Annotated in this window: 25 protein-coding genes and 5 pseudogenes; 18 read left to right on the top strand and 12 right to left on the bottom strand. The window is 59.9% G+C overall.

From position 1 onward, the window contains the following. Positions 1-411: 411 nt before the first annotated feature. The 8 genes and pseudogenes from RX328_RS35275 to RX328_RS35310 all read left to right on the top strand — a co-directional run bounded on the left by RX328_RS35275 (position 412) and on the right by RX328_RS35310 (position 10,216). Complete coding sequence (locus RX328_RS35275; RefSeq protein ID WP_213257427.1) at positions 412-3,750, top strand: adenylate/guanylate cyclase domain-containing protein; 3,339 nt, start codon at positions 412-414, stop codon at positions 3,748-3,750. Positions 3,751-4,034: 284 nt separating this feature from the next. Further along, a pseudogene (locus RX328_RS35280) lies at positions 4,035-4,202 on the top strand (FAD-binding protein); the annotation flags it as partial. A gap of 101 nt (positions 4,203-4,303) precedes the next feature. Further along, positions 4,304-4,681, top strand: coding sequence for an FAD-binding protein (locus tag RX328_RS35285; protein WP_317258570.1), 378 nt, complete (start codon positions 4,304-4,306; stop codon positions 4,679-4,681). Further along, the gene (locus RX328_RS35290; protein ID WP_317258571.1) at positions 4,644-5,297 is read left to right on the top strand and encodes a BBE domain-containing protein; all 654 of its coding nucleotides are present in this window, start codon (positions 4,644-4,646) and stop codon (positions 5,295-5,297) included. The genes RX328_RS35285 and RX328_RS35290 overlap by 38 nt, the downstream gene beginning before the upstream one ends. A 798-nt stretch (positions 5,298-6,095) precedes the next feature. Then, complete coding sequence (locus RX328_RS35295; RefSeq protein WP_213257388.1) at positions 6,096-7,550, top strand: acetamidase/formamidase family protein; 1,455 nt, start codon at positions 6,096-6,098, stop codon at positions 7,548-7,550. 446 nt (positions 7,551-7,996) lie between these two features. Continuing rightward, the gene (locus RX328_RS35300; RefSeq protein WP_213257387.1) at positions 7,997-8,977 is read left to right on the top strand and encodes an alpha/beta fold hydrolase; all 981 of its coding nucleotides are present in this window, start codon (positions 7,997-7,999) and stop codon (positions 8,975-8,977) included. 601 nt (positions 8,978-9,578) lie between these two features. After that, a complete protein-coding gene (locus RX328_RS35305; RefSeq protein ID WP_213257385.1) occupies positions 9,579-9,818 on the top strand; it encodes a hypothetical protein in 240 nt (79 codons plus the stop codon). Positions 9,819-9,832: 14 nt separating this feature from the next. Continuing rightward, complete coding sequence (locus RX328_RS35310; protein ID WP_213257383.1) at positions 9,833-10,216, top strand: hypothetical protein; 384 nt, start codon at positions 9,833-9,835, stop codon at positions 10,214-10,216. A gap of 483 nt (positions 10,217-10,699) precedes the next feature. On the opposite strand, the gene RX328_RS35315 is transcribed toward RX328_RS35310, so the two are convergent. Both RX328_RS35315 and RX328_RS35320 read right to left on the bottom strand, forming a co-directional pair. Then, positions 10,700-11,302, bottom strand: coding sequence for a DUF4337 domain-containing protein (locus tag RX328_RS35315; protein ID WP_213257381.1), 603 nt, complete (start codon positions 11,300-11,302; stop codon positions 10,700-10,702). A 393-nt stretch (positions 11,303-11,695) separates the two neighbouring features. Further along, the gene (locus tag RX328_RS35320) at positions 11,696-12,073 is read right to left on the bottom strand and encodes a globin family protein (RefSeq protein ID WP_213257379.1); all 378 of its coding nucleotides are present in this window, start codon (positions 12,071-12,073) and stop codon (positions 11,696-11,698) included. A 528-nt stretch (positions 12,074-12,601) separates the two neighbouring features. On the opposite strand from RX328_RS35320, the gene RX328_RS35325 reads away from it, so the two are divergent. Beyond that, entirely contained in the window at positions 12,602-13,954 is a 1,353-nt protein-coding gene (locus RX328_RS35325; RefSeq protein ID WP_213257637.1) for a transposase, read from the top strand. 873 nt (positions 13,955-14,827) lie between these two features. Here the strand turns inward: RX328_RS35325 and RX328_RS35330 are convergent. The 6 genes from RX328_RS35330 to RX328_RS43935 all read right to left on the bottom strand — a co-directional run bounded on the left by RX328_RS35330 (position 14,828) and on the right by RX328_RS43935 (position 17,970). Next, complete coding sequence (locus RX328_RS35330; protein WP_213257204.1) at positions 14,828-15,280, bottom strand: cupin domain-containing protein; 453 nt, start codon at positions 15,278-15,280, stop codon at positions 14,828-14,830. 150 nt (positions 15,281-15,430) lie between these two features. Continuing rightward, complete coding sequence (locus RX328_RS35335) at positions 15,431-15,823, bottom strand: cytochrome c (RefSeq protein WP_317258812.1); 393 nt, start codon at positions 15,821-15,823, stop codon at positions 15,431-15,433. Between the two features lie 134 nt (positions 15,824-15,957). Further along, the gene (locus tag RX328_RS35340; RefSeq protein ID WP_249727316.1) at positions 15,958-16,341 is read right to left on the bottom strand and encodes a hypothetical protein; all 384 of its coding nucleotides are present in this window, start codon (positions 16,339-16,341) and stop codon (positions 15,958-15,960) included. Beyond that, positions 16,332-16,460 carry a hypothetical protein gene (locus tag RX328_RS35345; RefSeq protein ID WP_283772462.1) on the bottom strand — a complete coding sequence of 43 codons (129 nt, stop codon included), beginning with the start codon at positions 16,458-16,460 and terminating at the stop codon, positions 16,332-16,334. The genes RX328_RS35340 and RX328_RS35345 overlap by 10 nt, the downstream gene beginning before the upstream one ends. Beyond that, positions 16,457-17,227, bottom strand: coding sequence for a molybdopterin-dependent oxidoreductase (locus RX328_RS35350; protein WP_249727315.1), 771 nt, complete (start codon positions 17,225-17,227; stop codon positions 16,457-16,459). The genes RX328_RS35345 and RX328_RS35350 overlap by 4 nt, the downstream gene beginning before the upstream one ends. A gap of 665 nt (positions 17,228-17,892) precedes the next feature. Then, on the bottom strand, positions 17,893-17,970 hold the full coding sequence (locus RX328_RS43935; RefSeq protein ID WP_410734081.1) for a hypothetical protein: 78 nt from the start codon (positions 17,968-17,970) through the stop codon (positions 17,893-17,895). Between the two features lie 132 nt (positions 17,971-18,102). Here RX328_RS43935 and RX328_RS35355 point away from each other — a divergent pair. Beyond that, positions 18,103-18,226, top strand: a pseudogene (locus tag RX328_RS35355) (SOS response-associated peptidase); the annotation flags it as partial. 63 nt (positions 18,227-18,289) lie between these two features. Here RX328_RS35355 and RX328_RS35360 read toward each other — a convergent pair. Then, positions 18,290-18,526, bottom strand: coding sequence for an EamA family transporter (locus RX328_RS35360; RefSeq protein WP_312018162.1), 237 nt, complete (start codon positions 18,524-18,526; stop codon positions 18,290-18,292). Positions 18,527-18,849: 323 nt separating this feature from the next. Next, a pseudogene (locus tag RX328_RS43940) lies at positions 18,850-19,269 on the bottom strand (EamA family transporter); the annotation flags it as partial. An 83-nt stretch (positions 19,270-19,352) separates the two neighbouring features. Here RX328_RS43940 and RX328_RS35365 point away from each other — a divergent pair. The 4 genes and pseudogenes from RX328_RS35365 (at position 19,353) to RX328_RS35380 (ending at position 21,332) form a co-directional block, all read left to right on the top strand. After that, the gene (locus tag RX328_RS35365; protein WP_213257192.1) at positions 19,353-19,964 is read left to right on the top strand and encodes a CGNR zinc finger domain-containing protein; all 612 of its coding nucleotides are present in this window, start codon (positions 19,353-19,355) and stop codon (positions 19,962-19,964) included. Positions 19,965-20,174: 210 nt separating this feature from the next. After that, a pseudogene (locus tag RX328_RS35370) lies at positions 20,175-20,629 on the top strand (SOS response-associated peptidase family protein); the annotation flags it as partial. 9 nt (positions 20,630-20,638) lie between these two features. Then, a complete protein-coding gene (locus RX328_RS35375) occupies positions 20,639-20,884 on the top strand; it encodes a hypothetical protein (RefSeq protein ID WP_213257190.1) in 246 nt (81 codons plus the stop codon). 103 nt (positions 20,885-20,987) lie between these two features. Continuing rightward, positions 20,988-21,332 carry a response regulator gene (locus tag RX328_RS35380; protein ID WP_213257188.1) on the top strand — a complete coding sequence of 115 codons (345 nt, stop codon included), beginning with the start codon at positions 20,988-20,990 and terminating at the stop codon, positions 21,330-21,332. Here the strand turns inward: RX328_RS35380 and RX328_RS35385 are convergent. Then, positions 21,309-21,524: a hypothetical protein gene (locus tag RX328_RS35385; protein ID WP_213257181.1), complete on the bottom strand. Its 216-nt coding sequence runs from the start codon at positions 21,522-21,524 to the stop codon at positions 21,309-21,311. The two genes, RX328_RS35380 and RX328_RS35385, sit on opposite strands and share 24 nt — an antisense overlap. A gap of 329 nt (positions 21,525-21,853) precedes the next feature. On the opposite strand from RX328_RS35385, the gene RX328_RS35390 reads away from it, so the two are divergent. After that, positions 21,854-22,051, top strand: coding sequence for a hypothetical protein (locus RX328_RS35390; RefSeq protein ID WP_213257179.1), 198 nt, complete (start codon positions 21,854-21,856; stop codon positions 22,049-22,051). 786 nt (positions 22,052-22,837) lie between these two features. Continuing rightward, on the top strand, positions 22,838-23,083 hold the full coding sequence (locus tag RX328_RS35395; RefSeq protein ID WP_213257177.1) for a DUF6894 family protein: 246 nt from the start codon (positions 22,838-22,840) through the stop codon (positions 23,081-23,083). Positions 23,084-23,138: 55 nt separating this feature from the next. Here RX328_RS35395 and RX328_RS35400 read toward each other — a convergent pair. Next, positions 23,139-23,296 (bottom strand): annotated as a pseudogene (locus tag RX328_RS35400) (DUF3606 domain-containing protein); the annotation flags it as partial. Between the two features lie 101 nt (positions 23,297-23,397). Here RX328_RS35400 and RX328_RS35405 point away from each other — a divergent pair. Further along, positions 23,398-23,763, top strand: coding sequence for a hypothetical protein (locus RX328_RS35405; RefSeq protein ID WP_249727313.1), 366 nt, complete (start codon positions 23,398-23,400; stop codon positions 23,761-23,763). 222 nt (positions 23,764-23,985) lie between these two features. Continuing rightward, positions 23,986-24,282, top strand: coding sequence for a hypothetical protein (locus RX328_RS35410; protein ID WP_312018161.1), 297 nt, complete (start codon positions 23,986-23,988; stop codon positions 24,280-24,282). The last annotated feature ends 127 nt before the right edge of the window (positions 24,283-24,409 follow it).

Genomic DNA, 24,409 nt, shown 5'->3' on the forward strand with positions numbered 1-24,409 from the left:
CAAAACAAGAGGCCCCAACTGAGGCGGCATTTTCTGTCAGAGAACCTGACGGTATGCCCCGGATAGACGGCTGTCGGACATTCAAAAAATGTCACTTTCCTTCCAAGAGTATACTTGCATTCGCTGGCACAGTTGCCGAGCTTTCGCCTTCGTCGGTAGAAGCGAACGGAGCGACGGTGGCACTGAATCCGGGGTCGATAACTGGAGCATTCAGTCTGCACTCGTAACACTTTCGCCCGAAGCGCTGAATAGCACTTGGTCAAGGAGCGTTTCAGCGCGGGGCGCTATCGCCTCTAGATGCCCTCGGCTACACGTTCACGGCGCGCTGAAATTTCCCAGCGCCTGTCGTGAAATTTTGGGGTAGACTGAAGGTCTTGGTACTCTGCGGAGGAATCCGGCCAGGAGGCGCCCATGAATGTTGCGGCTTGGCTGCACGGTCTAGGGCTGGGGCAATACGAACAGGCGTTCCGCGAGAACGACATCGACGCTTCGGTCCTTGCCCGCCTGACCGCCGACGATCTGATCGGGATTGGCGTCGCCTCGGTCGGTCACCGCCGCAAACTGCTTACCGCGATCGCGGGGTTGCGTGACGGACCGACGCCGACGCCTCTCCCAGTCCCGAGCGCACCGGCCGCGACATCGGGGGTAGCTTCGCCGCTTCCGGAGGCTGAGCGGCGGCAGGTGACAGTGCTGTTCGCTGACATCGCCGGCTACACGAAGCTCGCCGACGAACTCGACGCTGAGGAAGTCCACGCCCTCCTCGGAAGCTTCTTCGATCTTGCCGACGCAAGCGTCGTCGATCACGGTGGGACTGTTGACAAGCACATCGGTGATTGCGTGATGGCTGTTTTCGGTGCCCCGGTGGCATATGGCAACGATCCTGAGCGATGCGTCCGGGCTGCCCTCGATATCGGCAGCCGCATGCCCCTGGTCGCGGCCGATCTCGGCCGCCCTATTGGCGTGCACATCGGCATTGCCAGTGGCGAGGTTATGGCCACCGGCACCGGCAGCGCACGCCACGTTGAATACACTGTCACCGGCGAGTCCGTGAACCTCGCCTCACGCCTGAAGGATAAGGCGCCCACGGGCGAAATCTTCATTTCGGATTCAGTCTACCGTGCGCTGGCCGAACGGGTCGACTGCTCCGAGGTCGGTGAGCTCGCCATCAAAGGGCTCGCAAAGCCGGTAAGGGCGTGGCGACTGCGCGCCTTTCGCGAACCGGCCCGCTCCAGCCGCCAAGCCTTTGTTGGACGGCACCGCGTACTGAGGGAGCTCGAAGCGGCGCTTGTCCGGTGCCGGAACACGCTACGCGGCCGGACCATCTACATCCGCGGGGAGGCCGGCATCGGCAAAACCCGCCTGCTCGAGCAGTTCCGGACAATGGCCGAGGGGGAGAACTTCGCCTGTCACAGCGGGCTGGTGCTCGACTTCGGAATGGGCTCCGGCCAGGACGCAATCCGCTCGCTCGTCCGCAGCCTGCTCGGTTTGTCGGGCGAGAGCAGCCAGGAAGAGATCGCTGTTGCTGCTGCTGAGAAGACCATCGCGGATGGCATGCTGGCTGACGAGCGGCGAGTGTACCTGAACGACCTCCTCAACGTGCCGCAGCCGACTGAACTGCGTACGCTCTATGATGCAATGGACAATCCCGCCCGCAACCGCGGCAAGCGGGCGACGGTCGCCGAACTCGTCACCCACGCGAGCGGCCATCGTCCTCTGTTGCTGGCGATTGAGGACCTGCACTGGGCTGATCAGATGACTCTCGATCATCTGGCGAACCTCGCCGAGACGGTCGCTGGATGTCCGGCGCTTCTGGTCATGACCTCGCGGCTCGAGCGCGACCTGCTCCATGAGATCTGGGGGCCGACGATTGCCGGCCAGCCGATCGTGACGATCGACCTCGGCCCGCTTCAGCCGAGCGAAGCCAACGGGCTCGCCGAGGCCTATCTTGGCGCACTAGGCGAGCTCGCCCAGCGTTGCGTCGAACGGGCCGACGGGAATCCGCTGTTTCTGGAGCAACTGTTGCGGCATGCCGAGGAAAGCGCCGAGGGCAACGTGCCGGGGTCGATCCGGAGTTTGGTACAGGCGCGCTTGGATCGGCTTGCATTGCCCGACAAGCGGGCGCTGCAAGCAGCCTCAGTTCTCGGCCAGCGCTTTACTGCCGAAGCGTTGGCAGCCCTACTCGACCAGCCCGGTTGGAATTGCGCCGGCCTGGTGCGGCATCTCTTGGTGCGCCCGCAGGGCGATCACTTTCTTTTTGCCCACGCGCTGATTCAGGAGGGCGTCTACGACACGCTGCTCAGGAGCCGGCGCCGCGAGTTGCACCGCCAGGCGGCAGATTGGTTTAGGAGCCGAGACCTGATGTTGTGCGCACAGCATCTCGATCGAGGCGATGACGATGGCGCTCCCCGCGCCTACCTGGAAGCGGCAGGCGCGCAAGCAGCGGAGTACCGGACCGAACGGGCCCTGCGTCTCGTCGAGCGCGGCGTAATCTTGGCCAGGAATCGGGCCGATCTAAGCGCGCTGCATCTGCTCCGGGGCGAAATCCTGCATGACCTCGGTTCAATCTCAGAATCGATTGCTGCTTTTGAGCAGGCCTTGGCAGTCGCCGATGTTGACATCGAGCGGTGTCGAGCCTGGCTTGGGCTCGCTGCCGGCCTGCGCGTGACGGATCGTTTCGATGAGGCTTTTGCGATGCTGGACAAGGCCGCGACCGCCGCTATCGACGACCTCGCGGCGGAGCGCGCGCGGATCCACCACCTGCGTGGCAATCTCTGCTTCCCGCTCGGAAGGCTCGTCGAGTGCTTGCATGAACATGAGCGCGCTCTCGACTGCGCCCGGATAGCCAGTTCGCCAGAGCTGGAGGCGCGTGCGCTTGGCGGGTTGGGCGATGCGGAATACGCGCGCGGCCGAATGGCCAGCGCTCATCGGCACTTCAGCCGATGCGTGGAGCTGTCGCGCGCGTCTGGCGCCGGGCGCATCGAAGTCGCCAACCTCAGTATGGTCGCGCATACCCAGGTGTACCTCAACGATTTCTCCGAGGCGCTCGCGACGAGCCAGATGGCAGTCGAACTGGCGGCGCGGGTCGGGCATCATCGTGCGGAAATCATCGCCCATTACGCGGCGTGCAACGTGTTTCGCACGACCGGCGAGTTTGCGCGTGTGAAGATTCATGCCGAGCGGGCGCTGGTCCTCGCTCGACAGCTTGGCGCTAAAAGGTTCGAGGCGGTCAGCCTCAACGATCTAGCCATGGTCGCTCGCGCAGAGGCGAGCAGCGCGGAGGCGATGGACCTGCTGCACCGTGCCTTGATGATCAGCCGCGAGACCGGGGTCAGCTTTGTGGGTCCGTGGATCCTCGGCCACCTCGCGGTCACAACCGAGGATCCGGTTGAACTTCAAACGGCGCTGACGGAAGGCGAGGATATCCTTCGCAAAGGTGCGGTGAGCCACAATCATTTGTGGTTCTTCCGGTACGCGATCGACGCATCGCTGCACTCTCAGGATTGGGACGGCGCGGAGCGCTATAGTGCTGCCCTCGAGGATTTTACGCGGTCAGAGCCGCTACCCTTGGCCAACTTCTTCGTTCGATACGGACGCACTGTTTGCGCACATGGTCGGGGTCGTCCCGAACAGGAGACGACATGGAAGCTTGGGGACCTGCTGGTCGAAGCCGAGCGCCTAGGCATCGGTCCTGCGCTTGGGGCCCTCGCGTTATTGCAACGGGCCCGTCGCCAGCAAGAAAATTTGACGTGAATGTAGACGGAGTTTTTAGCGGAGGTCCGTTGCGCATCAAGAGACGTCATTTCTGCGATGACGTCCGCTGATCCCTGGTTTGCTGAGCAACATCGGAAGCCCAACAATGGGAGCAACCTCAGGCCTCATCGAACGATCATCGTGTGAAAGAGGAGGAGATCATGCAAGCCATGGCCACTGAAGCCTTCATCGGCAACATGCGCGACCCCGTCATCAGGCGAACGGACGCCGACTATGACGCCGTACGCAGCCTCTACAACGGGATGATCGATAAGAGTCCGGAAATGATTGCGCGATGCGCCGACGTCGCTGACGTTGTCACCGCCGTAAATTTTGCAAGGCAGAACGATCTTAAGGTTGCGATCCGCGGAGGCGGACACAACGGGCCGGGCCTTGGCAGTGTCGATGACGGGCTGATGATCGACATGTCGATGATGAAGGGCGTGCGGGTCGATCCCACCGCTCGCACTGTCCGCGTTGGTCCCGGCTGCACGCAGGGCGATGTCGACCACGCTACGCACATGTCTACGGGCTCGCAGTGCCGGCGGGTATCGTGTCGACGACCGGGATCGCCGGCCTCACCCTCGGCGGCGGCACCGGATACCTCACCCGCAAGTATGGCCTCACCAGCGACAATCTGCTCGAGGCGGATGTCGTGCTCGCCGATGGTCGCATTGTCACCGCCAATAAATCTGAGAACGCTGACCTCTACTGGGGCCTGCGCGGCGGTGGCGGCAATTTTGGCATCGTCACAAGCTTCCTGTTCCAGGCCCATCCGGTGAACATGGTCTATGCCGGTCCAATCTTCTGGGATCTCAAAGATGCCCGGACCGTCATGCAGACGTACCGGGTTCCTGCCTGGCGCCCCCGAGGAGCTCGGGGCCTTTGTCGGGTTGAAGACCGTTCCGCCGGTAGACCCGTTCCCGGCTGAGCATCAGGGTAAGCGCGCCTGCGCCATCATCGCCTGCTACAATGGTCCGACAGAAGACGGCCAGGCGGTCATGGCCAAGTTGCTCGCTGAACTGCCCCCGCCGTTGTTCAACTGGATGGGCGAAATGCCTTATCCGGCTCTCCAGTCCATGTTCGATCCGTTCTTTCCAAAAGGCCTGCAATGGTACTGGCGCGGCGATTTCGTGAAAGAACTGACCGACGAAGCGATTGACGCCCATATCGCCCAAGCACAGAAACTGCCGAGCTCGCTCTCGCTCATGCATCTTTATCCGATCGACGGCGCCGTCCGTCGCATTGGCAAGAGCGACACTGCCTGGAATACGCGCGACGCGACCTGGTCGATGGTCATCGCCGGCATCGATCCCAATCCGCAAAAGGCGGGCGAAATCACCCGCTGGACCAAAGGCTATTGGGAGGCCGTGCATCCATACTCGGCTGACGGTGGTTATGTGAATTTCATGATGGACGATGGGGACGACAGTAGGCTCAAAGCAACATATGGCGACAACTACGATCGTCTTGTTGCATTGAAAGCCAAATACGACCCCACGAACTTCTTCAGCGTCAACCAGAACATCAAGCCTATGCACTCGTAGACGGTGGCTGCGCGGTTCAAGCGTGCCAAAGAGTCTTGTCGGAGCGTTCTTTCGTTTCATGAAACGAAGGAACGCTCTGGCCATCATTTGCGTCCGCCGCTCTTGCCGTCGACTTCCGCTCCGGGTCAGAATCAGAAGTGATCCAGGCCGAATGGCCTGTCCGTACTACCCTCGATAGTGTTTGCAAAAGTCGATTTTCGCCGATGACCAAAATTCTGCGGGCAGTGGGCGCGGCATTCGTGTACAAGATGTGAGGGGACCTCACGACCTCACGCAAAATTCACAGGCGACGTCGGTAACGCGATTGAGGTCATACGAATCAGCGATCGCTCGCTGCTTAGTGTTTTCGAGAAAAATCTTTAGCCCTGCAACTTTCGACTTTTCCAACAGTATCCCCTCAAGAGCGGACATCGTCGGACCGCCCAGGCATGTCAGTTTCGTGCCAATGACAGACATCGCCCATCATTCGACCACGTTATCAGCGCGCAATAGTATTGATGTCAGAGCTTCAATACCTCTCATTTTCGCGGTCTTCAGAGTCACCCCATTGCTGACAATTTATTGCATGGCAGCGGTGGACACTCTTAGCGCTCAAGCAATGTCCGTATTTCTCAAAGTTTGAGCACACAATGCTTAAGCAATAGGCGAGCGTCTAATTATCCTAGGCTTCGTTATGCGGCGACGCGGCCTTCGCCGCCCAACAGTCGAACTGACATGACGTACAAGTTTGACTGTTCCGATGAACTGCGATGGGATGAAGGTGCGCGTAAAATGCACGTTCAAACCAGGAGAGATCCGATGTGCGCGGGTGACGACAAGAACTGTCCGGAATTCGAATTGCACCACCGCAAGTTCAAGGAGACGCTCGATCGGGAACGCCGGTCGTTCCTGAGGTCCAGCTTCGCCGCGGCCGGCGGCGCAGCGGCGATGACTGCGGGCGGCATTTCTCTGGTGACGCCGCAGATGGCGGCTGCCGCCGAGAGGAACCAACCAGCTAAGCGGTCCTATCACCATTTGCCGGCGAATGCCGACACGGTGCATTGGGGCTATTTCAGCAAGAAGCTGAAACCGCAAGTCGAGATCGATTCCGGCGACTTCATCACCATTGAGGCATTAACCCACCATGCCAACGACGACGCCGAGCGCATGGTGAAGGGCGATCCCGGCGCCGAAGGCGTGTTCCTGTGGACCAAGGAGAAGAAGGGCGTAAACCGACGCGGCGCAGGACCGATGGATGCCTCGCTGTTCGGGCGCGGCGCCGGCGAGGGCCTTGGCGTGCACATCTGCACCGGCCCGGTCTACGTACGCGGCGCCCAGGAGGGTGACGTGATTGAGTTACGCATTATCGACGTCACACCCCGGCCTTGCGCCAATCCGCAATATCCGGGAAAGGCTTTCGGCAGCAACGCGGCCGCATGGTGGGGCTTTCACTATAAGGACCTGCTCACCGAGCCAAAACCGCGCGAAGTGGTCACGATCTACGAAGTCGACGCCACCGGCGAACGCAACTGGGCGAAAGCCGTGTATAATTTCCGATGGACTCCGCAGACCGATCCTTCGGGGGTGGTGCACAAAACCATCGACTATCCTGGCGTTCCAGTCGATCACTCTACGATCAAGGAGAACCACGGCATCTTGAAGAACGTGCGCATCCCGATACGTCCGCATTTCGGCGTAATCGGCTTGGCGCCCAAGGAAGCCGATATCGTCGACTCGATTCCGCCGAGCTATACCGGTGGCAACATCGATAATTGGCGGATCGGCAAGGGCGCGACGATGTATTATCCGGTTGCGGTCGAAGGTGGCCTGTTATCGGTTGGCGACTCGCACGCTTCCCAGGGAGATTCCGAGCTGTGCGGTACAGCAATCGAATGCTCGCTGAACGGCACCTTCCAGATCATCCTGCACAAGAAAAACGATCTCGTCGGTACGGCTCTCGAAGCTCTGGATTATCCGATGCTGGAAACCAAGGACGAGTGGCTGGTGCACGGCTTCAGCTTCGCCAACTATCTCACCGAATTAGGTGACAAGGCACAGTCGGACATTTACTCGAAATCGTCGGTTGACCTTGCTTTGCGCGATGCGTTCCGCAAGATGCGCAAGTTTTTGATGACGACCAAAAAGCTCACCGAGGATGAGGCGATCTCTTTGATTACGATTGGCGTCGACTTCGGCATCACCCAAGTGGTGGATGGAAATTGGGGCGTCCACGCAGTCATCAAGAAGGATATCTTCGCCGGCGGCGAGACCTGATCCGTAACACCGACGCGGTCGGCTTCGGCGGGAGCTGGTCGCGTCGCGCTGCATTCGGGGCAACCGCGCTGAGGTCCGTCTCGGGTTAATCGCGCCGGTTGGCTGCGTGCCGGTCTCTTCCGGTCTTCCACGAACAACGGACATCATCTGACCGCCCTGGCATGTCTCAAACGTGCCAATTCCGGAAGTGGCTATCCTTGTGGTTGAGGACGTGGCGATCAGCCGCATTTCAAAGATGCTACGATCCCGTAGTCTTCAAAGAGCTGCCACTTTGAGCGGGAAAAGCCGAAATTTCGCAAGGTCAATGGGCAGCGGTTATGCCGTCGGCAGGCATCGCACTGAAATTGCCGACTTCCTTTTGCGCCGGTGCTGTCAGCATTCGCAATGGCACGGTCGTGCGCGCGGCAGCGCGCGCGGTGTATGTGCAATGATCAGGGAGGGAAGTCATGAAACATCACTACACAGTGACATTAGGATTAGGCGCTATTGGCCTTCTTGGCTGTTGTCTCGCTTTTGCCACATGCCTTGTGTTGCCGTCGCCCGCAATGTCCGGGCCATCGGCCAGGGAAGTCGAGGTCAACAGTGTTCGCCTGCACTATGTGGAGGAGGGTTCGGGGGACCCGATGATCGTCGTGCATGGAGGCGCGTCCGACCTTCGCACTTGGGAGCCACTCAGAGAGAGAATCGCCGCGAAGTATCGCTTTATCGCCTATACCCAGCGATATTTCGGGACCGGGCCATGGCCCGACGAGGGAAAGAACTTCAGCGTCGCGACCCACGCCGATGATCTCGCCAAGTTCATTACCTCACTCAACGCGGGACCTGTTCATCTCGTTGGCTGGTCTTACGGCGGTACGGTGGCCACGGTCGCGGCGGTGAAGAATCCATCGCTGGTACGCAGCCTCATTGTGTATGAGCCGGGCCTCGTCTCGGTGCTTTCCGAAGAGAGCGTCGAGGGAAAAGCCGCGCGGGAAGATCGGGCAAAGATTTTTGGTCCGGCCATCGCTGCGGCCAAGGCCGGTGACGCCATCCAGGCAGCCAAGCTACTGAGGGAGGGCGTGATGCAACTCGGGCCTGGTGGGTTCGACCGCGAGCCGCAAGCGACTCAGACGAGGGTGCTCGATAACGCTCGAACGGTCCCGCTGGCGTTTGCAGCTCCGCCATCGCCAGCCATCACGTGCGACATGCTGAAGAATTTTGCTCGCCCGACGCTGGTGATGCGGGGGGACAAGACGCAGCCATACTTCGCGCTGATTAGTGACGCGATCAGCAAGTGCGTGCCAGCGGCGCGGTTGGACGTTCTTAAAAATGTCCACCACGGCGGCCCGCATCAGGATCCGGCAGCGTTTACTGCTGCCGTATTCGAGTTCTTGTCGCAGCGCGCTTTTCTGATAGCCCCCGCGATGAGCCCAGGGGCTCAGCAGTGAGTCCATTAGCGCGTGCCGGGGCGGTGGTCCGGCCCGCCACGTCCTGATCCTCACTCGTGGGCGGCAGAGACGACGGCGTTGGTCTTCTTCCCGGTCGCGGTCAATGCCGTCAAGAGCGACCCGCTGCCCGCGGAGCGACACCGGTGATACCGTCTCGGAACCAATCTTGCGGGTAAATAGAAGTAGCCCGGATCAAGCAAACGAATTCCGGGAGCCGCCTCGGCTAAGGGCATCCCTGGATTGCGCGGTCGCTCAACCCGGGCGGCGTTTCTCGCGCCTGAGCGCAGGAAGCGCACCCATATTCATGTGCTCCGTCAAATCGCCAGATAAGGTCGGCTTAGGGTCAATCGCGTCGCTCTGAACAGAGACGGGCCACGTCCGGTCTGCCCCGATGAACGGACTTCATCGGGGTGCGTTGGCACGTCTCAAACGGGCCAGAAGCAGACATAACTTCGCGTTCCAATGCATGCCGCATAGGACAATCGCCAAGCGCTCGGAAGCAATCGGCTCGCCTGCTTTATAATCACTCTAAGGTTGCTATCCCGCATCGGTTATACTACGTGCAAGAGCGACATTACATTCAAAGCGGAATGGGCTCACGATGAACGACGGCAATAGCATGTTGATATCTCTTCTTCCCTTTTTGATCATGAGCATTCCCGTCGCGATCTGCGCCGCAGCTCTTGCTCCAAGCTTGGGAAAAAGCAGAGCGTTGTGGGCAATCCTCTGCTTGATACCGCTGATCAACCTCTTCTTTTTGTACTATGTATTCTATTGCGTATCTGCTCGCGTTTTGGACCGGCTAGATGAGATCGCAAAACGGGTCGGCGTTGAAGTTTAGGGGAGCAGCGCCGGGTGCTCTGGAAACTTTACTTTGGACTAATGAGCCTTTTTATGGTGCACAGTATTGGTTTGACTGTCGTCGAGGGACCGCACGCGATCTATCCCGTGGCGGATTACATCATTCAAGGACTGACTGTCGCTCAGCTTGTCGGCTTGTATGGCTACGCATTCAGGCAACCGATACTGTCTGAGCGGGTTTGGCAGATAGCTTTACCGGTATTCGTGCTCAACTTAATTGCAACGCTCATTGTTGCCAGCATACGCTTTGCAGCGGCTAAGCCCGACTACGGAATGCCAGTCGCTACTATCGCCGTTCTTATGTTTGGATTACCGTTGCATCTTCCATTGCTTCTCGCTGATCGACGGTACGCATTGCATTCGGCGATTTGGAAATAGTGATGTGGACCCTTCATGCCGCCGTTGGGCCACAAGTTGACTTCGCGCCAGCTCGGCGCCATGTCCACTAGGGGTCAAGTGCGGCGGTCGATCCTAACGGCAGCTACGTCCGGTCCACCTCAGAAAGCCGACGCTGCGGCGTAGGTTCTGATCTTCAGCTAAGGGCCAAATGGCGCCATCAGCAAACCTGGACGGCCGAAAAGTACGCTCGCTGGGACTGCGGCGAGTGCACGGCCCACGCCTTGGCCGTTACCGGGGTTCCAGCCAAAATCCGAGGGTGACAAATGATCTTGCGCGCGATGGCATTTGATTTTGCGCGCTACACGAAGTCGGCCCCCTGCTGAGAGTCAGAAGCGGACATTGGCTACGCGACCAATATGTTGGCTAAAAGCCAACACCGAGGAATGCGCTGCCTGTGTCACATTGTCGTCGCTCCCTCGTCCTTGCCAAACAGCACTTACACCACCATCCGCGTGGGGACCTCTATGCTGCCAGAAACGGTATCTCGACCGCCAGTGTGTAGCCGTTGACCATCAGCAGGCCACCCGCGGCACCGACGATGCCGCCGACCATCGCAAGCCAGGGCAGCGTCGCGACGATCGAGACCGAGATCAGCACGATGGCGATCTGCAGAAGAGCTTCGGCATAGTCGAAGTAGGGATCCTGCTTCAGCGCATGGTCGCGCCTGCTCTCGTAGTCCTTGGCCCGCGCCATCAATTCCTTCTTGCCCTCCTGCGTCTCGGGCTCGGACTCGTAGCGTGCCGCCGTCTTGCGATAGGCCTCCGCTTTTGCCTTCAGGGCCGTTCTGGCCTCGGCATTGAGGCTTCCGTCCTGCAGGAAAGCCAGTTCGATCGCGTCGGCCGCGAGGTTGTAGTCGGTCTGGCGGATGTTCTTGGCCTGGTAGAAGGCATAGTGGTTCGCGGCATAGATGTTGTTGTTGGTCGCCTCCTTGCCGGCGTTGGCGCCGCCAAGCCCGGTGATGGCCAGCAGCATCGCCAGAATGGCGATGCCGACCGCGGCGTGCTGCTTGAAACGGTCGTTCTCCTTCTCCTGATCCATCATGTCGGCGGCGTCTTCGGCTTTCATCGATCGGCTCCTCCTCGCTCCTAAAGGGCAGGCACGATAAACAACGGCGTTATGTCACCATCGCGACGCACGAGCACGTTGATTTGTTCCGAAAATGCGGCAGGCGCGATCGGTCATACGAAGGGATCGGCAATTCCCACGCAGCGATCAAGGTTTACGCAAACGTTCGGATGCTTCAGTTCAAGCGTCACAGGAACGGCGCGCCTTTACGGGAGAGAAGTCGACCAATATGAGGTCGAAACAGGCCAGCCACAAGGCCAATACAAACGGTCCGGTCCGGGTCAAAAGCGTCGTTTTCACCGTCCGACGAAGACTTCCGGTGTACCCCGGTGAACGGACATCGCCAGGGCCGGTCGGCATGTCTCAAACGGGCCAAGAGGCGACATGCCAGATTCAAACTGCCTGTGCGGTCGCGTTCTCTCGCGATGCGGCTGCCGCATCACGCATGACGCCGGACACGGTGCTGTATGCCACCACCCAGGCGGACTTCGCCGCCGGCGTCCAAGCCTCTTTCAACCCCTGCTCTAGTGTCCATAGCAAGGCTGCGCCAACCGTGTCGTAATGCCGATCCTCTATGCCATACCGGATATGGTTTCGCCCAAGGATCTCTTGCGTCGGTATCAACGACGGCAAGTCATCGACACTGTTGATCACGGCACTCAATGCCTGGACCAGTTTCCGGCGCTGCTCTTTCATATCCGCATTCTTGAACAATCGCTGCAGCGATGGATCGAGCGTAAACAACCTCTCATAGAACAAACCAGCCGACATCGCTGATCGGAATGACCTTTGCCCAGGTCGACTTGAGAAGTTCTTTGGTTTCAGGAGACATGGCAATACTTTCCTATCTGATTGAATCATCTGGTCGGAACACCGCAAGTATGTGCTGGGCCGACGCGCCAAGGTTCGATACCGGCACAATGATTTGTTGAGATTAGTACGTTCTCATATTGCGAACGGCCCCAAAGGGAGCAGAGGGTCGCAGTTCATCTTCAGACCCACAGCAGCGGTGAGACTGACCAGCGCCGGCTCTATCAGGCCTGCTGCGGATTGCTGGTCGTGACGGCGTTGAAATTCTTGTGACGGTGCTTCGGCTACCTCGGGTAAGATCGGACGCGAATGTCTGCCTAGGGTCAAAAGCGGCGGTGAGGCTGTGCGCGGGCCGATGTCCGCTCTATCGCTGACAAGCGACGTGATGAAGATCTGAGCGATGTTCGGCTAAGGGCCGATTGTGTTGAAAAAGTCTTCGGTTGCGCTGGTTGATGTTCGCTGATTCAGTCGTTGCGAGAGGACTGAATCATGATGGGACATCAGCGAGTTGAGCAGGTCGCGTTGTTCTATGAGTTTTCGCTCGAGCGGCACGTTCCGGCCGATCATTTGTTGCGATCGATCGACAGGTTCGTGGACCTCGATGGGTTAAGGCGAGAGCTATCCCCCTTCTACAGCACGATCGGGCGGCCCTCGATCGCGCCCGAGCTGATGATCCGGATGCTGTTGGTCGGTTACTGCTTCGGCATCCGCTCGGAGCGGCGCCTGTGCGAAGAGGTTCACCTCAACCTGGCATACCGCTGGTTCTGCCGCCTTGGGCTCGATGGTGACGTGCCCGATCATTCGACCTTCTCAAAGAACCGACATGGCCGCTTCCGCGATAGTGATCTGCTGCGACGGCTGTTCGAAGACGTCTTGCGCCGCTGCATCGACGAGGGTCTGGTTGGCGGAGAAGGCTTTGCGGTCGATGCTAGCCTGATCAAGGCCGATGCTAACCGGCAGAACGGCGTCGAGGGCGAAAAGGGGTTGCCGCCAAAAGCCGCAAGCCGTGCCGTCGACGAGTATCTAGCTGTCCTGGACGATGCGGCGTTTGGGGCCGCGACCGAGATCGTCCCCAAGTTCATCTCACCGGCTGATCCTGCCGCGCGCTGGACCGGTGCCCATGGCGGACAGGCTTTCTTTGCCTACTCCACGAACTATCTGATCGATGTGGAAAATGCGATCATTGTCGACGTTGAGCCGACCACAGCGATCCGGCAGGCAGAAGTTCTCGCTGCCAAGCGCATGATCGAGCGGACCGCAAAGAACTTCGGTCTTCACCCGTCCAGGCTTCTCGGTGACAGCGCCTATGGTTCAGCCGACATGCTGGGCTGGCTGGTCGATGAGCACGGCATCGAGCCGCATGTGACCGTGTTCGACAAATCAGCGCGCAAGGATGGGACCTTCACACGGGAGGACTTCAACTACGATCCAGTCAGCGACGTCTATATCTGTCCTGGCGGCAAGACGCTGACCACAACAGGGACGCGTGTGAATGATGGCGAGACGTTGCTTTATCGAGCGAGCAAGGCTGACTGTGACGCCTGCGCCTTGAGGCCACACTGCTGCCCGAACACGCCTGCTCGAAAGGTGCCTCGCTCGATCCATGAGAGAGCCCGCGACATGGCGCGGGCGATTGCTAAATCCTGGGAAGGTCGAGCATCGCGACGGCTACGTAAGAAGGTCGAAATGTTGTTCGCTCACCTCAAGCGCATTCTCAAGCTCGACCGACTGCGATTACGTGGACCAAACGGGGCTCGCGACGAGTTCCTCCTTGCAGCAACCGCCCAGAACCTCCGGAAACTAGCCAAGCTGGTCCCAATGCCGCAGCCAAATCCGGCCTGAGAAGCGGTCGGCTGTGCCGCATTTGCGGCTCGCCTCGCTCGCGGGCCGACTTCTTCAACGGAATCGGCCAATAGCAGACACGTAGAATGCTCAACTTTGAATGAAGCGGCGCGAAATCGCGCGAGGTCGGCCGCAGCGTCGCGGCCAGCGCTACAGGTCAACGCTAACTGATCCGCAGGGCTTGAAGGTATGGAGCGAGCGCCCGTGCAAGCACCCCTCATGTTTGTGGGCGTAGGCAAGCACGCCCATGATAATCAAAGCCACCACGACCAATCCCGCTACTAGGTTCTGCACCATGGCTGTCACTCCAGGTGAACTCATGAACAAGGCGACCGGCTCGAATCGTGGGGATCAACGCCCGGGCAGCGCTCCCTTTCGAGCCGACCAAGGGGCTGGGGCTGAAATGATCAGCGAAAGGTCGCGCAGCCAAAGAGAGCACAACCGTCGGCCTGATGGCAGCGCAAACTTGTTGCCGCGCTGCGCAAATTCGATGCGCGATCAGAAGGCGCGTCTTCGGTTGATCTCCTGTTCTGCTTCGACCATGATATCTGCTCCGGGTCAAAAAGCGACTTCGCCGACCCAGCCGCGCTTAGTCAGCTCTCAACCCGAAAGCCGACGTGGGTGGCCAAAATAGGCACGTCGGCTGGGGCCAAAAGCGTCGTTTTGACCGTCTCTCGATCACTTCCGATCTACCGCGATAAGCGGACCATTCAGCTTCCATCGGCATGTCTCAAAGTGCCATTTGCAGACATCAGTCACGCTCACTCGTCCACGTCGTCAGCGCCGGGCGAGCAGAATCGGCTGCAGGCCGAGCACAGCGGCAGCCGCGAACTAGCAAACGCAACAACTGTCTTGCCGGGCCACTGTCGATTTTTATTGTTTTTGAGGAATAGGTGTGGTGCCCGTTGGACCCATGCCCGTGGTTTGGATGATGACCTCACCATCTTTCGCCCAGACGTAGTGTGGCGTCTTGGGCGGTTCTGAATAGAACGTGCCCGCGGGATAGGCCTTGAATTTGCTTTCGTCCCATTGTTCGCCGACACCGAAATACAGTGTTCCGGACAAGACCACAGCGGTACGCCACTCGTCTGGGTGCCAATGCGGCATGACCTTAGTGCCTGGTGGAAATTTGGTTCGCTGAACATACACACCGGGCTTTGTTGGGTCGCCGTACAAGACTGCGGATTGCGATCCCGGGCTTAGAGGTGCCTTGAACTCGATTTCACTTGGCAATTTGACAACGGGTTCGCTGGTCTGAGCGTAGGCCGTGGCAGTCCAAGCCACCGTACAGGCAGTGAGAGTCAGATATGCGCACCGCAGGTTCATTGTTTTCTCCCATTGCTTTTCAGATGGGTCATTCGCGTCATTTTGGTTCGTCGGCCGACTACTTCCGGTCCTCCTCTGAAAATGGACCTCGTCAGGGCCGGTCGCCGTGTCTCAAAGGTGCCACGAGCGGACTAAGGCCCGGCCCCGAAGCTACTTCTGATTGCGCGGGAACGGGATAAACCCGTCCCGGTTCGGCATTCTCACCTTGGGCAGCGACTGCGCATCGATCACATCGTTCGACCCGACGATCCCGTTGAGATTGAGGATATAGGCCGATACTGCGTAGACTTCGTCCGCGGTGAGCGATTTCGATTCTTGAAATGGCATTGCGCGACGGACATAGTCGAACAGTGTTGTTGCATAGGGCCAGAAACTTCCCACAGTCTTTATCGGTATTTTGTCCGGTGCCAGCGTGCCCATGCCGCCGACCAACGCGCCAGCGAGCGCGACATCGGGCCTGGTTCCCTTCTCGCCGTGACAGGCCTGGCACTTCGCTACATAGATGGCTTCACCCTCGCTTGCGGTGCCACGACCAGGCGGCAGACCCTACGCCATCCGGTCCGATGCTGATGTCCCACGCTGCGATGTCGGCGGGCGCTATCGGTTGCCCGAACTGCGGGGCTTGGGCCAGGGCCGCCGATGCGTTCGTCAGCATAGATATGCAGACTGCAATGGGTTTAAGCGTAAACATTGCTGGCCTCCCCCGTCTCGTCAATGCGCCAGCTTGCGATGGCGTTGTAGTGATAGACCCCACGCAAGCCGCGCTCGTCAGCGAACTGCGCGCGCGTTGGTTGCACCATGCCGGTGTCGTTCGTGGCGCGACTCTGCAACACGGCGGGACCGCCGTTCCATTGCCACGCTGCGCGGAAGCGCACAGGCGCCTTTGGCAGGATCGGGCCCTGCAAAGCTGCCTGCGACCAGCTTCGTCCGCCGTCAGCCGACACTTCGACCTGCCGGATGCTGCCGTTGCCCGACCAGGCCAGGCCGGAAATTTCGTAGAACCCGGGTCCCTTCAGCGCGAGTCCCGGCGAGGGACGCGCGATGAAGGACTTCACCTCCATCGGGAACACGACTGCCAGGCTTTCTCATCCTTGAGCAGGATCGTGTATTTCGAGGTCTCGTCTTTGGTCATGGCGGGGCCGGCAGTCGCCTTGAGCCGGCGCAGCCACTTCACGTTCATGTTGCCCTCAAAGCCAGGCAGCAGCAGCCGCCTGGATAGCCGTTCGAGGGCCGCACTCGCTCGCCGTTCTGATAGAGACAGACGAGCGCATCATCCATCGCCTTGGGAAGGGGAATGCTGCGGCTCATGGAAGCGGCATCAGCGCCCTCGGCGATCACCCAGCGAGCCGCGGGTTCGACGCCGGCTTCGTCGAGCAGCATGGAGAGCGGCACGCCGGTCCATTCCGAGCAACCCACCAGCCCGTGAATAGCCGTCACATTGAGCGGCTGCGCCTGCGGCGCGTTGAGCGCCTGACTGTTGCCGCCACACTCGATGAAGGCGATACGCGACAGCATCGGGTAGCGCGATAGAGCTTCGACCGTAAACACGAGCGGGCGCTTCACCAGTCCATGGATCACTAGCCTGTGTTGATCGGGATCGATGTCCGGGATGCCGGAATGGCTGCGCTCGAAATGCAGTCCGGATGGCGTGATCATTCCTTCGAGCAGGTGCAGCGGCGTGCGTGACGCGCCGACGCCGGCCGGGCTGGGGGGCGGCGGAAAGACCTTGACGACCTTGCTCTCGAACTGTGACGGCTGGCCGTAGCCCGCAAATCCCCGACCCGGCACTTTCATCCATGGCGGCACCGTAAGCGGTTCTGCCGATCCGCAGGACAGGCCCGCGCCCGTCGCACCAACAACGAGCGCGCCTTCAAGAAAGATACGGCGGCTTAGAATTCCATTGCCCGCCACCGGATCGCCTGTTTCGGGATGTGTTTTTCTAACCATGAGCGGCACTCCGTCGTTGCGGTCAAATCAAGCATTTCGCGTGCTCATGCGCACGGCGAGTGCTCGGTGATAGACCGGCAAAAAAGATGGTCGGTTTTATTGAGAGTGCGATGCCCGCCGACGGCATTCCCCGCTGCCATTCGCCTCGAACGGAGACGTCGGCACGTCCCGTGTCAAAAAGCAGTTCTAAAGAAGATTACAGGATCCCAAGCCCATCCAAAAGACGTTCATATTGGGCCAGGATGTCGCACAAACAATCCAGTCTGGAACGAACCGCGCGGTCTATTAACCGAAAAGTAACCGGAAGTTAAGTTGCGATGGTTAAGAGATCGTTAACAGTGGGCGGATTCCGCCAATTGAGCGTCCCGCGACCAGGATGGATGGTTTGCTATCAGGCTTCACCTCGGAAACGCGCCGCCCTCGTGGGACACGCCGAGCCAATCTCTATTGTCCGCCCTATGTCGACCGGCTGGTAGGAATGCCCGTCCCGGGCCAGTTGCGGAAAGCCTAGCAGCGCCCTGCTCTCGTCCGCTCTTGCTCTGAAAACCGACATTCGCCGACACGACGGCGAAATCCGTTTGGGGGCCAGAAGCTGACGATAGCGAAAGAAGTAATCCCCAGCTTCAAATGTGCATGACGTCGCAGCGGTTCTCCCAAGCTTCCGATTACGGGCGTGAGGCCGACAGCGGCGACAAATGGTGATGTGCGATTATCCATTGGCCGTCGCGTTTTGTGACAACCATGGTGAAGCGCGATGGCCGGGGAGTATCGTTTTCTTTCGCCCGAGCGACTACGAGGGACGGCTGCGCACTGGGCCGCCCTCGCCCAATTCAATTGCCACCAATCAAAGCGCGATTGCCGCCCTCTTCCGCGTCATGAACCGCTATCTCGGCAACCTGCCGCCGATGCTCCGCGCCAGTCGTGCGGAACGCCGGCGCAGAGCGCGAGCTCGTCCTGATGCGCTGGGGCATGCCACCACCACCGCGCACCGGCGGTCCTTCCCCTCTGCCATCTCCTGCTTCATGGCAGGGATAACGTGAGAGGCAACCTGCCCGGCCGCATCTATGTGGTGCCGCGTCTGCTGTTCGGAGGCGTCGTTCCAGCCTCCTCTGTAATCGTTCCCGCGACAGCGGTGAGGATAATCAGTGCCGCGACCAGCATGGTCGCGGTCACCGGCTCCCCGAGCACCGCCCAGCCGAGCACAAGAGCGACCACCGGATTGACGTAGGCATAGGTGGCGGTGCGTTCCGGCGTACTTGCATGCAGCAAAAAGACATAGGCGCTAAATCCGAGTAGCACAGGATCAGGTAGCCGAGCCCTGCCAGGGACGTCGCCGACACTGCAGCCAGGTCGAGGACCGCCATTTCGCCGATGGTCATGCTGATAATGAAAAGAAGGGCGCCGCCAATGAGCAGTTCCATACCCGCCGTCTGCACCCGCGAGGCGGGTAAGGCGAGCTCGCGCGAAACGACCATGCCTACAGCCCACGAGATGGCTGCGAACAACACTGCGGCGATGTACAAAATCTCCACGGCGCCCGTTAGAGGAGCCTGCCGCGCTGCGAGAAGAAGAGCGACCCCGGCAAACCCGACGCTGACGGTCAGTATGGCTCTGGCACTCGGGGGATGTCCGGCGGGACGCACCCATGAGATGAGCGGCACCCAGAGCGGGATGGTCGCCATCAGCAACGCCGCGAGACCAGACGGCACGCGCTGCTGCGCGTAAGCCAGGACGCCGTGACAGAACACAAAGAAGAGAGTTCCGAGGATGGCCGTAGCGCGCCACTCCCGCCAAGCTGGAAACGGAGTGGCCCACGCGCAAGCCACGGCAAGGAGCACGGCGCCGGCGGCTACAGACCGGACCGCCATTAGGAAGAAGGGCGGCAGAGTCTCCAGGCCCAGACGAACGCCTAGGTACGTCCCGCCCCAGAGGACATAAACAGCAGCGAAGGCGGCGACCAGCTTGAGGCTGCAACGATCGAGGTAAGAGGCCGGGGCGGGAATGGATGCGCAGCGCATGACAGTTCTCTTTGTAACCATCATTCTGGCAGAACAACGGTTACAAGGCTTCGCGGTTCCGTAACCGCCGAAGTGACTTTTGCGGGTTTTTGGCGCAGGATAGTTCAATGGCCGAGGCAGCAACCATAGCCGACTTGCCGCTGGTCGCCGGACATCCGGCGCTTGATTTCACCAACACGGCAGCGTGGGCATCGGACAGGGTGCTCAAAGAGCACCTTGTCGACTACTCAGCGCTCCTAGCCTGGAGTCTGCGGACCGGACTGATCGGCCTCGCGCAGGAAAAGGCAATGCGCGCCCGGAGTGTAGCGCGGCCTCGGGAGGCCGACCGGGTCTTGCACCGGGCGCAAGAGCTTCGGGAAGCTCTCCACGACATCTTTGCCGCGCATGCAGAGAACACGACAGCCCCGCAGCACGCCCTCAAGCGGCTGAACCGCTCCTTGGCTGAAGGTCTTGTCCACGCGCGGATTGCCAAAAAGGGCAGCGCCTTCGAATGGACATGGGAGGGGGCGCCTGATGCTCTCGACCGTATGCTTTGGCCCGTCGCCCGGTTCGCCGCCGAATTGCTCGCCAGCAATCAGTTATCCCGCGTGCGCCAGTGCGCTGGCGAAAACTGCGGCTGGCTCTTCATCGATACGTCCAAGAACCGGGCGCGCCGCTGGTGCAGCATGAGCGATTGCGGTAATCGGGCCAAGGTGCGGCGTTTCCGGGAGCGGCAGTAGGCTCCAGCCATCTTCCCCTCCGTCACGCCTCCTCCCTCCCGAGCAGCTCCTTCAGGATAGTCGCAGCTTCCCGGGCCTTCGCTGAATGCTTCAGCGTGTGCGAGGACGGCACCTGGACCATTGCGTTCATGTCCATGACGACGTCCCGCAGCCGCTCCAGGAGCTGCTTCGCTCCTGGAATACGAACCGCTCCAGCGCCCTCACGTAGACTTGACCAATATCCGCAACACCTCCTCGCCGCACTGGCGCGGCTGGCTGAAGCCGGAAAACCGCTGCCTGGTGCCGTTCAACAGCTTTGCGGAATATGCGCCGGAGCCGAACCCGGACACCAAGAAAAAGGACGTCGTCTGGTTCGCGATTAACGATGATCGGCCGCTGACCTGCTTTGGCGGCATCTGGATCGAGTTCAAGGGTGACCGCGGAACGAAATCGAAACCGATTCCGGGCCCGCACCAGGTCTACGGCTTTCTGACGACCTCGCCGAATGCCGTCGTCGAGCCGATCCATGCGAAAGCCATGCCGGTCATCCTGATGACGGACGAAGAACGCGACGTCTGGATGCGCGCGCCGTGGGATGAGGCCAAGGCGCTGCAGCGGCCGTTGCCCGACATGCCATCAGGATCGTCGCTCGAGGCGCTGACAAGGAAGACAAGGCCGCCGCATGAAATACGCCGATGCCCCCCTATGCCGACCTGGGAAAAGCTGCGCGCAAGATCCTCGAGATCGCAAACGCGGTCGAGCCGGTTCAAGGGCGTATCCACATCGAGAAACTCAATGAGCCGTTTCTTTTTCGAGATGGCGGCAGCCCGGCCGAGTACGGCGCTGGCCTCAAGCTCGCGATCGACCGCGGCTGGTTCACGCTGCATGAGTCAGGGACTTTCGTCACTTTCACCCCCGCCGGCGCGGAGTTATTCGCTTAGCTGCGTCAGCCCAGCACAACCGATCCATTCGAAGATTATGCCGGCCGCGGACCGCGATTGAACCATTGCGAATTCCGGGATTTGTCATTGACCGGAGGCAATGATGTCCAATTTCATAGCCCTTGTTGTGGAGGATGATGCGTTCCAGCGCGAGTGCCTCGCCGATCTCCTGAAAAGCGAAGGTCTCGAGGTGGTGGAGTGTGCCAATGGAGAGGTCGCGGAACTGGTGCTTGCTTCAACCGGCCCTGAACTGCGGGCTCTCGTGACCGATGTAGAGCTTGGTGGTGAGATGTCCGGGGTAGAACTTGCGCAGTATGCAAAGCGTCGGTTCCCGGGCCTGAATGTCGTGTTGGTTTCTGGACATGGCCCGCCCTACGTGCCGCACGACACCCACTTTCTTATGAAGCCCTATGAGCCCCAGCAGCTACTTGACGCAGTCCTGAAGTGAGTGAGCGCGACGCCGGCGCTTTGTAGTGTGGCCAAGTAAATGCTTGAGGCCCTCGACAGCCAATCCGTGCTCATCGCCGTCTTTTTCTTTCAAGAAGCGGGAGACCTCCTCCCGGACTTCGGCCTCTTGTGTCGGTGTGAGGTTGACCATCATGCCGTAGGTTTGCATTACACGATCAATGGCCGCTTGCATTTGAGGTCCTCCCAGCTCCCAGCAAAGGACTCCCGAAGGAGCAAGGCGTTCCGGTGATAACGCCGCCACAAGTCCACCTTCGCCTAAAGCCGACCCTGGCCTTGAGCGCGTTAATTCACCTCCGCAAAACTTGGAGGCGCACTGATGACCCTACTCAAGTGACGTACCTGAGCCAAAAACCGAAAAGTTCCTTGGAGGGAACGAAATAATCCTGCGGCCAGCCGCTCCTAGCTGGGCGCAAAATGTTCCCGTCACCGCACGGTCCGACGGCAGTTATCGGTGATGAGAACGCCGGTCGCGCTCCCGCCAACCTCGCGTGGAGCAGCGCCATGCAGCGACGCCGTTTCAAACATGTGGTGTCCTTTCCCGATGACCTTACCCGAGAGGCCGAACGCTTACGCGCGGAAGCCGAGAAACTACCGCCCGGAACGGAGCGGCATGACCTCGAACGTAAGGCCCGTCAGGCCGAGACCGGCGCCCATATCGACGAGTGGCTGAAGTCGCCCGGTTTGCGACCCCCGGAATGACGAGGGCAAGGTGCGTTGCGTCAGGAAATATTTGGAGAGAGCGGCGGAATTCGAAGCACTGGCTGCGTCAGCTACCGTTGATGTATTGAGAAAGTGATATGACGACATCGCGGCTTGCTATCGTCTGCTCGCAAAGGAGCGAGAATGGCTGATCGGAACGGGCGCCATTGAAGACGACCGATCGATCACGGTTCAGCAATCCGACACAGCCAAAAATGATTCCTATATCTCGAACTCGACGTTTCCTTTAAGGTCGATCAATCACCGCGCGATCAAATCGGTAAGCTATCGGTGACAGAGAGACGCTACTGCGCTCCCGCCTCGTCGGAGAGCGACAATGCCTCCACCATCAATTCCAAAGGTCATCTCAGGCAAAGAGCCGGTCAGGTGCCGATGCGGCCTTGAACCTAAGCTCGTTCACAAGGTTCATGATCCTCGGAAGGATCAAACGGTCCGTACGTATCAGTGCTCATGCGGAGAGCAGGCTTGGATCGCCAGCACAGAGTAACGCCGAATGAACCTAGCCGCACTTTGCGCCGACATAAGCTTACTGGAGGATTGCGATTTCCAGTTCCAGCGCACCGCCACTGAGCATTATTCGGCTCGGTGGCGGTTTCGTTTTTAGTGGAAAGGGCCCCAGCGCGGCGCTGGGGCCCTTCCTTGCGGCTTAGGTGTCGCATCGGGGAAAGTGCGACTATCATTTTAATCCGCCCCTCCGCGGGCGGTTCCTAACGTTCGAGCCGGCGCTTCGGCCGGAACGATCCAGTCGGGCTGAATCTAGGGCGTATGAAGAAGCGCTATTATTTCGGCTTGCGAGAGGGTGACGATATTGCTCCAGATGAGGAGGGCATGGAACTAACCATTGAAGCGGTGCAGGAGGAAGCGCCTCGTGCGCTTGCCGACATGGCCAGGGACACGGTCCGAAGACATCCACGCGGCGCGGGACACGACATGGCAATCGACGTGCGGGATGACGATGGACCGGTATTACAAGTCAAGTTCACCTTCGCAATCAGTCGGCACAGAAACTAGAGCCGTCGCAGTAGGTGGCCACATGCATGGTGACGATCGTCATCGGCCGGCGGCGCTCGACCCGCTTGCGGCTGCTGCCGATTCTCTTGACCGCCTTCTTCACGGCAGCCGCCGATATCCTTCTTGGCCTCATAAACGCACTTCGTGGTCCTGTCCTCCGCCGACCCGCGCCCGGTCCTGGTTACGCCCGCGGCTCGATTGCTTCTTTGCCATCCCGCGACACCTCCTGTTGCACGGCAACGCGTCATAATGGCGCCCGCTCCAGTTCTTCCCAACGGAACGATTCAGCTCAGGTCAATTTGAATCCGCATCGCGTGGAGTTCATCATGCGCAGGTTCAGTTGGACGCCGTCGATCGTCCCGAGCGGCAATGATGAGGCGGTTTACTTGGTGGCAGATGATTTCGGTCGATTGGGCCGCGCCTGGCGCGAAGCCGATTACGAGGCGACCGATCTTGAGACTGTCGTTCAGGGTCTGCTGACCGGCCAATATAGCAACCCTATCCGTATCGTCGCCTTCAATACCGCCGAGCGCTGGTCGGAAGACATTTCCGAAGACGTCGCCCGCGAGCTGCGCCGTCGCTGCGATCTGCAGATGCGCGAACTGCCCGCTGCGATTTCTGATTTTGTCGAACGGCACGAGGACCAAGATCGGCGTCAGTTGACCCTTCAGCTGGTCTGAATCCGACTCGCATTTCATCTGCGGTTGCCTATTTATCCCGCATGCCGAAGCCTGCGTTCGACCCCTGCATTCCGACGCGCGGGGTCAAGGTCCCTGGTAGGCCGGAATGGCTCCACGAGATCAAGCACGACGGTTATCGGCTAATTGTTCAACGTGAAGGCATAGCGCGTTCGGCTGTTCACCCGCAACGGGTACGACTGGAGCCACCGTTTCCCGCTGATCGTGCAGGGCGCTTTACGAAACCGTCAGACCTCGTTTGTGATCGACGGTGAAGCCGTGCTGCTCGGCGTCGATGGTAGATCTGACTTCAACGGCTTGCACTCGCGCCAGCACGACGAGGAGGTCCAGTTCTATGCCTTCGACATGTTGGCGAGCGACGGCGACGATATCTGTAACCTGCCGCTCACGATGCGAAAGTCGAACTTGGCCAGACTCCTTGCGCGGCGGGTGGACGGCATCTTCCTGAGTGATTTGAACAGGGAGAGATCGGCCCCGACTTATTCAGGCATGCCTGCCTGATGGGGCTCGAGGGGCTTGTGTCGAAGCGCGCTGATAGCCGCTATCGTAGCGGACGCTCGCCCGGTTGGGTCAAGGTCAAGAACCGCCAGCATCCCGCGATGGAACGGGTCATGGAGGCAATGTCATG

Origin of the sequence: Bradyrhizobium sp. sBnM-33 (assembly GCF_032917945.1) — a bacterium.
Lineage (GTDB): Bacteria > Pseudomonadota > Alphaproteobacteria > Rhizobiales > Xanthobacteraceae > Bradyrhizobium.